Here is a 12915-nt window from a genome sequence, read left to right as displayed (position 1 = left end):
GCTGGAAACCCATAGTCACCAATGCCAAGTTTTCCCTAAACCACACAACCAACTATTGCAATCTACTCTAAACAGTCGCTACAACTTCCTCAATTTTGCTGATATTGTAACGCCGAGAATTTTAAATTGTGAGTGAACCATCCGATGTCCCAAAGTACTGAGCAATTGCTGTACAGGTGCTTCCTTCAGATATTCCTTGAAAATCACAGAGCAAAAAAAAAGAAGTAAGTATAGTATTTATAGCAAGGCTATAAAAATTTAGTAGCAGAATTAATTCCTAATGTTTAAGTGGTAGCAGATAGATTTTATGTGATGAAAGGTAATGTTAAAGATGAGTATAATTGTTTGCCCTGGAATTCATGAGCCAGAGTTAACTGAAAGCTTTAAAGTAGTCTTATTAGATATAGTTAGTAATAGCCCGATCGCTCCTAATTCCGCAAATATACTGATTTATCCAGGTAAAGATGTTTTAGTTTTATCAGCTTTGCATATTTTGGAGTTTTTGCGCGATCGCCTAAGCAACTCTCTAGAATCACCAATTATATTCATTAGCTTTAGTGCTGGCGTTGTTGGGGCGATCGGAGCAGCGCATCTGTGGCAACTCTTGGGTGGTCGTGTCAAAGCATTTATTGCTATAGATGGATGGGGGGTGGCACTACAGGGTAATTTTCCGATTCATCGCATGAGTCATGATTATTTCACTCATTGGAGTTCTAGTTTGCTCGGTAGTGGGCAAAATAACTTCTATGCAGAACCAGCAGTCGATCATCTGTCTATTTGGCGATCGCCCCAAATTGTACAAGGCCGCTGGGTAGATTCATCCTTTGGAATTTTTCCCCCCGGAGGTTATCTGACAGCAGCTGAATTTTTGCGTATGCTGTTAAAGCGCTATGAAGCAAATTAATCCGGACAATGGAGTGAGTAAATAGGATTTAGTCATTGGGCATTGGGAATTGATTATTTCTCCCCCTCCGCCCCTCGGTCACTGAGCGTTGGTCGTTGAGCGTAGCCGAAATGAACCGAAGTGCCGCCCCTTTGCCCCTCTGCCCCATCTACCCAAAGAAAGTAACTGATGTTTCCAACAGAACCTGCTGCTGTTAATAACGGGTTTGGCGCACTGCTAAAAAACCGTGGTTTTATGCTCCTGTGGATTGGGCAACTAGTGTCCCAGTTAGCAGATAAAGTCTTCTTTTTAATGCTGGTCGATCTGGTCGTAGACAAAAACAGTAGCTACTTACCTCCTTTGGGAGTAGCAAAAGAATCTATGTATCCCCTTTTGATGGTGGCGTTTACTATACCAGCGGTTTTATTTGGTTCAGCAGGGGGTGTATTTGTCGATCGCGTACCGAAAAAGCTGATTATGATCGGCTCTGATATTTTACGTGGGCTATTAACCATAGGACTTGCCTTTTTGCCAAGGAATTTTCATATCCTTTTTCTCATCACCTTTGCGGTTTCCACTGTCACCCAATTTTTTGCCCCAGCTGAACAAGCTGCAATTCCTTTACTAGTGCGACGAGAGTGTTTAATAGCAGCCAATGCACTGTTTACTAGCACGATGATGGGCGCATTAATTGTCGGTTTTTTGTTAGGAGATCCGCTGCTGAGTTTGGCTGAAACTGGTATAGCTAAACAGTACGGGCCAGAGTTAGTAGTGGCGTTACTATATCTGTTATCAGCTATAGTTATGGTGCCGATTCACTTTCGGGAAAAAAAATCACCGAGCGAAACTCCGGGCGATCGCATCGATCTTTGGGCTGACTTCAAAGAAGGCTTACGCTACCTCAAGAAAAACCGTTTAGTGTTAAATGCAATGCTGCAAATTACAGTTTTATACTGCGTCTTTGCCGCGTTGATGGTACTTGCTCTTCCCTTAGCAGAAAAGTTTGGTTTACAAGGAAAACAATCTGGACGCTTTATCGCCGCAGTCGGAATCGGTATGGTTATGGGTGCAGGTATTTTGGGCCATTGGGGCGAGAAAACACATCACAAACCTTTACCTTTGATCGGCTTTTTGAGTATGGCGGTAATTTTGGCTTTGGTTCCCTTTACTAATAGTCAAGCACTCGCAATCGGCTCGTGTATTTTACTGGGTGTGAGTGGTTCCCTGATCGGTGTACCAATGCAAACTCTCATTCAACAGCAGACTCCACCGATTATGCATGGTAAGGTCTTTGGCTTTCAAAATCATGCTGTTAACATCGCGCTTTCCGCACCACTGGCGATTACAGGCTGGTTAAATCAAGAATATGGCTTGCTAATTGTACTTCTAGGAATGAGCCTTGTGGTTGCATTTGTCGGTGTTTGGACTTGGAAAAATACCCGCAAAGTATTGCAAGACGTAATTTAACTGATGTAGGCTAGCAATCTAGCTTTATTTTGAATCTATAACAAATTAATCAGGATTAAATTGAAATTTTCTATTAAAATGAAATCTTAACTACAGAAATCAGCATTAACTTTAGCTATAGTCTGAGGTTTGATCGTGCCTTTACAAAGTGTCTCCGTGGGAGAATCACCTTCCCAAATTAGTATCCCACAAACTGAGAATCACAAACAGTCCCGTAATTCTAACCCGCCAGTCGCCCCCAAACGTGAATCTGGCGGTTTTGCTCTGCTTGACAGCCTTCGTCGCCACGGTGTTGAGTATATCTTTGGTTATCCTGGCGGAGCGATTCTGCCAATTTATGATGACCTGTACAAGGTGGAAGCAACTGGTGCGATTAAGCACATTCTTGTGAGACACGAACAAGGCGCAGCCCATGCCGCTGACGGTTATGCTCGTGCCACAGGGAAGGTAGGAGTATGCTTTGGCACTTCTGGACCAGGAGCAACTAACTTGGTGACAGGCATCGCTACAGCCTACATGGATTCGATCCCGATGATTGTAGTCACGGGACAGGTAGCGCGTGCGTCAATTGGTACAGATGCGTTTCAGGAAACTGATATTTACGGGATTACGATACCAATTGTGAAGCACTCTTATGTAGTGCGCGATCCCAAAGATATGGCGCAAATTGTCGCTGAAGCTTTTCACATCGCTAGCACTGGGCGTCCCGGACCAGTTTTGATTGATGTTCCCAAGGATGTAGCTTTAGAAGAATTTGACTATGTGCCTGTAAAACCAGGTTCAGTCAAGTTACCGGGTTATCGTCCCACTGTGAAGGGAAATCCTCGACAAATTCAGGCAGCAATTCAGTTGATTACTGAAAGTCGCCGTCCCCTATTGTATGTAGGTGGTGGTGCGATCGCCTCTAGTGCCCATGAAGAAATCAAACAACTCGCTGAATTATTCAACATCCCTGTCACAACAACCTTAATGGGGATCGGTGCTTTTGACGAACATCATCCCTTAGCTTTGGGAATGTTGGGAATGCACGGCACCGCTTACGCTAATTTTGCCGTGAGTGATTGTGATTTACTGATTTGCGTTGGCGCCAGATTTGACGATCGCGTTACAGGCAAATTAGACGAATTCGCCTCCCGCGCCAAAGTAATTCACATCGACATCGATCCGGCAGAAGTCGGCAAAAACCGCGTTCCCGAAGTACCCATCGTCGGCGATGTGCGAAACGTGTTAATTGACTTATTGCGTCGCTGCAAAGAAACAGGTGTCAAGGCCACACCAAATCAAAACCAAGAGTGGCTGAATCTAGTTAATCGTTGGCGGGAAGAGTACCCTCTAGTAATACCGCACCATGCCGACAGCATTTCACCCCAAGAAGTAATTGTCGAAGTCAGTCGCCAAGCACCCCACGCTTTCTACACCACAGATGTCGGACAACATCAAATGTGGGCAGCCCAATTTTTGAAGAACGGCCCAAGACGCTGGATTTCTAGCGCTGGTTTAGGAACGATGGGTTTTGGCTTACCTGCGGCTATGGGTGCTAAAGTCGCATTTCCCGATGAAGAAGTCATCTGTATTAGCGGTGATGCTAGTTTCCAGATGTGCTTACAGGAACTGGGGACACTAGCACAATATGGCATTAATGTCAAGACGATAATTATTAACAATGGCTGGCAGGGAATGGTACGTCAGTGGCAGCAAGCCTTCTATGGCGAACGTTACTCATGCTCGAATATGGAAGTAGGGATGCCAGACATTGAGTTATTGGCAAAAGCTTATGGCATTAAAGGGATGGTAATTAGCGATCGCAGTGAATTAAAAGATGCGATCGCCGAAATGCTGGCACACAAAGGCCCAGTCATCGTAAATGCCCACGTCACCAGAGACGAAAACTGCTATCCAATGGTAGCCCCTGGCAAAAGCAACGCTCAAATGGTGGGTTTACCCAAAAAAACACCTAAAGCGGCAGCAGAGCCAGTTTATTGTAGCAACTGCAATGCCAAAAATGCTCCCAACCATAACTTCTGTGCTGAGTGTGGAACAAAGTTGTAACGCTTTTTGATAATTCTGACCTGATGATACTTGACTCCTAGAGTAGGGGTTAAAGCAAGGCGATCGCGGACTCTTCCCAGAGGGCGATCGCCTTTCTCATGCTTTAATGTTAATGTATAATTTTATACGTGTTAATTACTAATGCAAAAAATGTTTACGACAAATCACCCTGCTCTAAATTGCATTGTTAGGGGGGTGTTGGAGAGGCTATAGTTTTCCGTTAAAGGAGAAAATTGTTAAAAATTACTGGGCCTTGGGTTTGTTGGGTTGCGCTAAAAAGGTGAACGCTTTTTTATAAGACGGTATGCATAGCTAACATTACAACGTTAGTCATTAACATTACAACATTAAGAAGAAACATTACAACGTTGGTCATCAACGTTACAACATTAAGAAGAAACATTACAACGTTGGTCATCAACGTTACAACGTTAAGGAGAAACATTACAACGTTGGTCATCAACATTACAACATTAAGGAGAAATATTGCGTGAATTACTGATATTTCATAAGATAAAAGGTGTTACATAATACTTGCAGATGACTATGAACGAACAGCGCCTACAAGCTTATTACCAGTTCATCGAAAGCTTGCTAAATTGCCCTAATGGGGAAGAAGCAGAGATTTTAGCAGCTAATACAGAATTGCTTGATGCTGGCTTTTTGCAGGCGTTGGCAGCAGTAGCAGATCATTTTGCACAGCAGGGTGATGAAAATATTGCAAACTGGTTGAGAAACCTAGCAACACAACTCACCCCGAAAACTACCCCCATCGCCCCAGACGATATAGACACTTACGATCAATTTTTAATAGAAATACTGCAAGCAACAGCAGACAGCAACGGCGATGCTCAAGTAATTTACCCATTGCTGGCAGCAAATACCGATAAACTCAATCATATTTTTGCTGACTTATTGCGCGATTGGGCAACAAATACCCTAGCAGAAGCGGAACCAGATAGAGCAGAATACATCGCCTACGTAATGCTTGAATTGAGTAATCTGATTAGCGATTTTCCTTTGGGTAGCAAAGCCAACAACATGGAAATTGCGATCGCTGGCTACGAAATAATTGCCCTCACTGTTTACACCCGCAGCGCCTTTCCCCAAGATTGGGCAATGACGCAAAATAATCTGGGGATTGCTTACAGTGAGAGAATATTCGGAGAACGAGCCGAGAATATTGAATTTGCGATCGCTGCTTATAGAGCTGCTCTGGAAGTTAGAACCCGCAGCGCCTTTCCGGAAAAATGGGCAAGCACGCAAAATAATCTGGGGAATGCTTACAGTGACAGAATATTCGGAGAACGAGCCGAGAATATTGAATTTGCGATCGCTGCTTATAGAGCTGCTCTGGAAGTTAGAACCCGCAGCGCCTTTCCGGAAAAATGGGCAAGCACGCAAAATAATCTGGGGAATGCTTACCGTAACAGAATATTCGGAGAACGAGCTGAGAATATTGAATTTGAGATCGCTGCTTATTCTTCTGGACTCTCTATATATACCCGTAGCGCCTTTCCTATTGATTGGGCAAGCACGCAAAATAATTTGGGGAATGCTTACAGTGACAGAATATTAGGAGAACGAGCCGAGAATATTGAATTAGCGATCGCTGCTTATTCTGCTGCATTGGAAGTATATACCCACAGCGCCTTTCCTGTTGATTGGGCAATGATGCAATATAATCTGGGGAATGCTTACCGTAACAGAATATTCGGAGAACGATCTGAGAATATTGAATTAGCGATCGCTGCTTATTCTGCTGCACTTGAAGTATATACCCGCAGCACCTTTCCCCAAAATTGGGCAAGCACGCAAAATAATTTGGGGGTTGCTTACGGTGACAGAATATTCGGAGAACAAGCCGAGAATATTGAATTTGCGATCGCTGCTTATTCTGCTGCACTGGAAGTCAGAACCCGCAATGCCTTTCCTATTGATTGGGCAATGACGCAATATAATCTGGGGATTGCTTACAGTGACAGAATATTCGGAGAACGAGCCGAGAATATTGAATTTGCGATCGCTGCTTATTCTGCTGCACTGGAAGTCAGAACCCGCAACGCCTTTCCTATTGATTGGGCAATGACGCAATATAATCTGGGGATTGCTTACCGTAACAGAATATTCGGAGAACGAGCCGAGAATATTGAATTAGCGATCGCTGCTTATTCTGCTGCACTTAAAGAAGTATATAGCCACAGCACCTTTCCTGAAAAATGGGCAAGCACGCAAAATAATCTGGGGATTGCTTACGGTGACAGAATATTCGGAGAACGAGCCGAGAATATTGAATTTGCGATCGCTGCTTATAGAGCTGCACTGGAAGTTAGAACCCGCAGCGCCTTTCCGGAAAAATGGGCAGGTATGCAAAATAATCTGGGAGAGGTTTACCGTAACAGAATATTTGGAGAACGCGCCGAGAATCTGGAAATGTCAATCGCTGCTTGTTTTGCTGCACTAGAAGTAAGAACCCGCAACGCTTTTCCTGAAGATTGGGCAATGACACAAAATAATCTGGGGGCTGCTTACTCATACAGAATATTTGGAGAACGCGCTGAGAATCTGGAAATGGCGATTTTTGCCTATACTACTGCACTAGAAGTTTACACCCGCAACGCCTTTCCTGAACAATGGGCAACCACGCAGAATAATCTGGGGGCTGCTTACTTATACAGAATATTTGGAGAACGCGCCGAGAATCTGGAAATGGCGATCGCTGCTTATTCTGCTGCACTGGAAGTCAGAACCCGTAACGCCTTTCCTAATGATTGGGCAATGACGCAAAATAATCTGGGGATTGCTTACTCTGAAAGAATATTTGGAGAACGCGCCGAGAATCTGGAAATGGCAATCGCTGCTTATTCTGCTGCACTGGAAGTCAGAACCCGCAACGCTTTTCCTGAACAATGGGCAACCACGCAAAATAATCTGGGGATTGCTTACGGTGACAGAATATTAGGAGAACGAGCCGAGAATATTGAAAGTGCGATCGCTGCTTATTCTGCTGCACTGGAAGTATATACCCGCAGCGCCTTTCCTCAAAATCATGTAGAAACTTTATTCAATCGTGGCAAATTATACCAATACGAACACCAGTTTAACTTAGCTTACGGTGACTTTGTGGCGGCGATAGAAACAGCAGAAGCTTTGCGAGATACAATTATTTCTGGCGAAGAAGCCAAGCGTAAGCAAGCAGAAGAATGGAACAAACTTTTTGCAAGTATGGTGGAAGTTTGTCTAGCCTTGAGAAGGGACACCAAGGCAATAGAATATATCGAACGCAGCAAAACTCGCAATTTAGTAGAACTTATCCTCAACCGCGACCTCAAAACTATTTTCCCTCCAGAAGTTGTCACTCAACTAGAACAACTTCGAGACGAAATAGCCAGTGGTCAGTATCAACTCCAAAATGGCAAAGCCGAAAATCCCACAGACTTAGCCCAACATCTCCAGCAATTGCGACAGCAACGCCAAGTATTACAAGACAGCTATCTACCTGTTGGTTCTGGCTTTAGATTTGACCAGTTCCAAAAAACTTTAGACAAAGGCACTGCGATTATAGAATGGTACATCACTACAGATAGAATTCTCACTTTTGTTATCAAACCTAACAGGCAAGAATTAACATTTTGGCAATCACAACCAGAAGACTTGAATGCCTTAATTGATTGGAGAAATAAATATCTGGTTGACTACTACAACCAGCAAGACCAATATAAAATTCAATGGCAGAATCAGCTAGAAGAACGGCTGAAACAATTAGCAGAAATTCTGCATCTTGAGGAAATATTAGCCCCATTATCCCAAGAATGCGACAGATTAATCCTAATTCCCCATCGCTTTTTGCACCTGTTTCCTCTCCATGCTTTACCTGTCAAGGAATCATACTTACTTGACTTATTCCCCAACGGCGTAGGCTATGCACCCAGTTGTCAACTCCTGCAACAAGTGGAACTGCGTCAACGTCCTGACTTTCAATCTTTCTTTGCTATTCAAAACCCTACAGAAGACCTTTTTTATGCAGACGTAGAAATAGAAAGTATTCAGCATTATTTTCCGATTGAAGAAACAACAATATTGCGTGGGAAAGATGCTAATCGAAACGCTTTAGATACAAAAATAGCAAATCTAGCAGAAGTAAATTGTCTTCACTTCTCATGTCATGGTTCTTTTAACCTGAATACCCCTGCTAATTCTTGTCTACTTTTAAATGGTGCAATTGTTAATGAAAAACTTGACCTCAATAAATGCTTAACTTTGGGTGATTTATTCAATAAAGATTTTAATCTCAACCAATGCCGTCTTGTTGTTCTTTCTGCCTGTGAAACTGGTATAGTTGATTTCCAAAATACCAGCGATGAATATATTGGCTTACCTAGTGGATTTCTTTATGCAGGAAGCTCAAGTGTAGTCAGTAGTCTTTGGACAGTTGATGATGTTTCCACAGCATTTTTATTCATTAAATTCTATCAAAACTTACAAAACTATCCAGAATTAAAACAGGGAGATATAGCAGTTGCTTTAAATAAAGCTCTGACTTGGTTAAGAAAACTGACCAGTAAAGAAGGAGAACAGCTTTTACAGCAAATTCAGCCCTATATTGATGTTATGTTTGAAGGACAAGATGACATTCTTAAAGAGTTATTTATTGATGGGGCAAAAACTAAACTTAAATCTAATGCACAACCCTTCGCTAATCCTTTTTATTGGTCAGCTTTTACAGCTATTGGTTATTAGAATTAGATGAATTGGAATTACACCATGTTTTGACACCTTTTTTAGTTAAATAAATAACAACAGGTGTAGCAATAGCCTGGGGAATTTGACCTGTAGCCGTTAAACTACCAACAGCAACAGTTAATAGTCCAGTCATTAACTCATCAATAAATGTTTCATCACAAATAATATGACTAAACTTTTGCGCTAACTCATCTAAAATCGGGTGTGATTTAGTAATAGCAACATTATATTTAGGAGCAAGTAAATTTACAGCTTTAGTTAAATCTCCACGAGATGCTTCTATGATTTTAATTGCATAGAGAGCGTCATCTAACCCTGCAAATTTATCACGATATTCGGCGATTTCTTCTGAAGTAAGGATAATAGAGTTATTAGTCATGTTTTTTCAATCATACTCACGTTTTTCCAAAACTAGCATAATGTAGGTATGAGTGCAACCTTAGCAATCTACCTATTAGATTGACTGACTATCAAACATCCTCTAATAAGTATCAATTTTGAACAGATCGCTCCTCTCCCTCTGACGGGAGAATGGTCGGGGTTTTATAAGTTAAGAGTAGGAGATTATCGAGTCATCTATGAATTTGATATAGATAGTCAGTTAATCATCATTACTAAAGTTTGTCATCGGAGTGAAATTTATTAGGGTGGATGAGCATAATTATTTGGATGCCTGGTAGAGTTAATTAGCGGCATAGTCGAAATGGAAGAAGCCGATCGATCGCGACGCCGAATAGCCCGTCGTAGACATCGCTCCCTAGAACATACAATACAAATACTAGGCATAGGTTTTGGGGATGGTACGATTATCTCCAGCGTAATCGTCCAACACATAAACATGAGATTATAGCAGTTTGTAGTTGAGTCCAATACAGACCTAACACCCAACCCCTTCCCTTTTAGACTAAGTAGCGTACACAAATACTAAAGACCTCGATCGCTTAAGGGAACTAACTTTTTTATACGCAGATAAATATATCCTCTGCGTATTTTTTATAGAAAAAAGATTTATCCCAATGTATATTTCCACATTCTTTTGGGAATCATAAATCGAGGAAGAGTTATAACCCGCCAGGTATGACTTCCTGAAATATCACGTAACTTTTAGAGGATAATTATGTCTCAACGTAGGTTGCCTAAAGGCCGTAGCATCAGTTCAGTTGCTTTAGAACCAGAAGTAGCGATCGCAATTATTGGACTATTTTCCGCTGCTGCTGATGGTGAAGGTATTTCTTCCACGGAAGAATATGCTTTGAGTGAATTTCTCGGTCGGGTTGGCTTATTTGAAGATTACTCCGATGACGACTTTGAAGAATTAACCGAGAAAGTCGTCAGCTTGATTGAAGAAGAAGAACCAGAAGATTTAATTGCCCAATCTATTGAATCCTTACCAAATAAAGCTTATCGAGAAGCTGCATACATCACAGCTATTTTAGTAGTAGGGATTGACGAAGAAGTACCCGAAATTGAACAAGATTACATCTCTGAACTTCAAGAAGCCTTAAGAATTTCAGACGACCGAGCGCAAGAATTGATAGACGGAGTGTTCGGGGAAGAAGAAGAAGAAGAAGAAGAATAGTATTAATTTATTCCCGTAGAACAGGCGTTGAAAAAATGCCACACTAAGTTATTATCATCAAGTAGTTTTGATAACTATGTGATGAGCAGAAAAATTTCTCTTAGCTTAATGCTGCTGTTTCTGGGTACTCAAATTGGTGTTAGCCAGCCAGCAGCTAAAGCACAAACCCCAGTTGCACCGACAACTTCCACAAAATCAATTTGCTCTACCAAATTGGGAACAGCTATAGATGCTGTAATCAATCGTCCCCTATTTAGTCGGGTGCGCTGGGGAATTTTAGTGCAACCCCTGTCAGTCGGATTAACTCTTTACAATCGAGATGCTGAGAAATACTTTACTCCCGCCTCTAACCTGAAATTGCTGACAACAGCAGCTGCATTGCAACAGTTGGGTGCTAATTTTCGTATTCGCACCTCAATTTATCAGAATGGTAATGGTATTTTACGTATTGTCGGTAGGGGAGATCCCAGTTTAAGTGATACTCAACTGCAAGCATTAGCAAAACAGTTGAAACAGAAAGGTATTACTCAAATTCAGCAATTAATTGCCGATGATAGTTATATTCAAGGCGATATTGTTAACCCCACCTGGCAATGGGAAGATATAGAATCAGACTATGGCGCACCAGGTGGCAGCTTTATTCTCAATCAAAATATTTTTAGCTTAAAACTTGTACCGCAAGCTGTAGGGAAACCCTTACAAGTGGTATGGACTGATGCCAATGAGTCCAGACAGTGGCAGATAATTAATCAGTCAGTAACTATTGCACAAAATCAACCAACTTATATCAATGTAACCCGGGAATTATCAGGAACCACATTGCGAATTCAAGGACAACTAACAGCGAATTCCGAACCGTATTTAGTAGATTTGCCTGTAGTCGATCCTAGTTATTACTTTTTACGGCGTTTTCGTACTGCTTTGGCAACAGAAAAAATTACCATAGGAAAAACATTAGTACTACCTGGCGGTGTTAATCAACAGGAAATAGCATTTGTGGAGTCTCCACCTTTATCTGAGTTATTGATGGAAACTCTTCAGAATAGTAATAATCTTTATGCTGAGGCACTATTAAGAGCATTAGCTGTAGAAAAACCCCGAGTTAAAAATCAGACTAGTGCTGATGTTGGCTTGGAAGTTGTCAAAGCGAGTTTAACTAAATTAGGAGTTAATCCAGCAAATTATGTTTTAGTAGATGGTTCAGGTTTATCACGTCGTGATTTAGTAACCCCAGAAGCTTTTGTACAAACTTTGCGCTTAATTGCCAGAACCCCAGCAGCATCTGTATATCGTGCATCTTTACCTGTAGCAGGAAAAAGTGGAACCCTAAAAGGCCGTTTTCAAGGTACATCTGCTGAGGGCATTGTGCAAGCTAAAACAGGTACCTTAACAGGTGTGGTTTCCCTATCTGGATATGTGAATCCACCTAAATATCAGCCATTGGTTTTTAGTATTATTGTCAATCAATCAGAACAGTCTGCAACAGTTATGCGCCAAGCAATTGATGAAATCGTTGTTTTGCTAACACAGTTACAACATTGTTAATAAATATTGAGAAAATTTCCATTTTCCATGTTTACATTTGCTTAGTCTAATAATTTGCTAAAGCGATCGCAGTCTATTTTTTATCGAATATCATAACAGTCCTACTATCAAGAAATTCAGTAGACCGAAAAGTTTGGCGATCGCTCTATGATGGATACCTAGTTTGAGTAAAGAAATAGTTATTTTGAGAGGGTGCTAAAGGCTTTAATATGTTCAAATTCTTTAGCGCGTTTTTGTATTTGATTGCCAATGCGATCGCAAACTAATTCACATAATTCAAAAATCACAGGATCGCTGATCGCATAGTAGACGCTAACTCCCTTCTGCTCACGGGACACCAAGCCCGCTTGAGTCAATATTTTTAAATGTTTTGAGAGGTTCGCTTGTCCTAAACCTGTAGCTTCACCCATTTCGGTAACGTTCATCGGCCCGGTTCTCAAACAACTCAAAATCTGTAAGCGACTGGTTTCAGAGAGTACCTTGAAATACTCAGCAACGGGAGCAAGGACTTCAGAAGTATTTTTTGAAGAAACGGTCTTTGACATAAAGATTCAATTTATTATCTATCTTATATTACTATATAGTTATATTTTGTATAAATCTATTGCAGTTTCTGATGTCTGGGGTGATGCTTCGTGGGCAGCTCGCT

Annotated in this window: 10 protein-coding genes and 1 pseudogene; 8 read left to right on the top strand and 3 right to left on the bottom strand. The window is 41.6% G+C overall.

What is annotated here, in order from left to right; genetic code table 11:
• Positions 1 to 67: 67 nt before the first annotated feature.
• Positions 68 to 207, bottom strand: a pseudogene (locus tag ACFG4S_RS31920) (XRE family transcriptional regulator); the annotation flags it as partial.
• 124 nt (positions 208 to 331) lie between these two features.
• On the opposite strand from ACFG4S_RS31920, the gene ACFG4S_RS31915 reads away from it, so the two are divergent.
• The 4 genes from ACFG4S_RS31915 (at position 332) to ACFG4S_RS31900 (ending at position 9139) form a co-directional block, all read left to right on the top strand.
• Positions 332 to 904 carry a hypothetical protein gene (locus tag ACFG4S_RS31915; RefSeq protein WP_392532865.1) on the top strand — a complete coding sequence of 191 codons (573 nt, stop codon included), beginning with the start codon at positions 332 to 334 and terminating at the stop codon, positions 902 to 904.
• 168 nt (positions 905 to 1072) lie between these two features.
• Complete coding sequence (locus ACFG4S_RS31910; RefSeq protein ID WP_392532864.1) at positions 1073 to 2350, top strand: MFS transporter; 1278 nt, start codon at positions 1073 to 1075, stop codon at positions 2348 to 2350.
• Positions 2351 to 2485: 135 nt separating this feature from the next.
• Positions 2486 to 4399, top strand: a complete 1914-nt coding sequence (gene ilvB / locus ACFG4S_RS31905) for a biosynthetic-type acetolactate synthase large subunit (RefSeq protein ID WP_392532863.1) — start codon at positions 2486 to 2488, stop codon at positions 4397 to 4399.
• Positions 4400 to 4945: 546 nt separating this feature from the next.
• Entirely contained in the window at positions 4946 to 9139 is a 4194-nt protein-coding gene (locus ACFG4S_RS31900; protein ID WP_392532862.1) for a CHAT domain-containing protein, read from the top strand.
• Here ACFG4S_RS31900 and ACFG4S_RS31895 read toward each other — a convergent pair.
• Positions 9126 to 9521 carry a hypothetical protein gene (locus ACFG4S_RS31895; protein WP_392532861.1) on the bottom strand — a complete coding sequence of 132 codons (396 nt, stop codon included), beginning with the start codon at positions 9519 to 9521 and terminating at the stop codon, positions 9126 to 9128. The genes ACFG4S_RS31900 and ACFG4S_RS31895 overlap by 14 nt on opposite strands.
• Positions 9522 to 9605: 84 nt before the next feature.
• Here ACFG4S_RS31895 and ACFG4S_RS31890 point away from each other — a divergent pair, with 84 nt between their 5' ends.
• From ACFG4S_RS31890 to dacB, 4 genes are all read left to right on the top strand, one after another.
• The gene (locus ACFG4S_RS31890) at positions 9606 to 9788 is read left to right on the top strand and encodes a type II toxin-antitoxin system RelE/ParE family toxin (RefSeq protein WP_392536129.1); all 183 of its coding nucleotides are present in this window, start codon (positions 9606 to 9608) and stop codon (positions 9786 to 9788) included.
• A gap of 57 nt (positions 9789 to 9845) precedes the next feature.
• The gene (locus ACFG4S_RS31885) at positions 9846 to 9992 is read left to right on the top strand and encodes a hypothetical protein (protein ID WP_392532860.1); all 147 of its coding nucleotides are present in this window, start codon (positions 9846 to 9848) and stop codon (positions 9990 to 9992) included.
• A 267-nt stretch (positions 9993 to 10259) separates the two neighbouring features.
• Positions 10260 to 10721, top strand: coding sequence for a tellurite resistance TerB family protein (locus tag ACFG4S_RS31880; RefSeq protein WP_392532859.1), 462 nt, complete (start codon positions 10260 to 10262; stop codon positions 10719 to 10721).
• 81 nt (positions 10722 to 10802) lie between these two features.
• Positions 10803 to 12266, top strand: a complete 1464-nt coding sequence (gene dacB, locus ACFG4S_RS31875; RefSeq protein WP_392532858.1) for a D-alanyl-D-alanine carboxypeptidase/D-alanyl-D-alanine-endopeptidase — start codon at positions 10803 to 10805, stop codon at positions 12264 to 12266.
• A 179-nt stretch (positions 12267 to 12445) separates the two neighbouring features.
• Here the strand turns inward: dacB and ACFG4S_RS31870 are convergent, their stop codons facing one another.
• Entirely contained in the window at positions 12446 to 12811 is a 366-nt protein-coding gene (locus ACFG4S_RS31870) for an ArsR/SmtB family transcription factor (protein ID WP_392532857.1), read from the bottom strand.
• Positions 12812 to 12915 lie beyond the last annotated feature (104 nt).

It is taken from the genome of Nostoc sp. C117, assembly GCF_043099735.1.
GTDB lineage: Bacteria > Cyanobacteriota > Cyanobacteriia > Cyanobacteriales > Nostocaceae > Nostoc.
The sequence above is the reverse complement of the archived record's forward strand: the minus strand, read 5'-3'. Positions and strand labels throughout refer to the sequence as shown.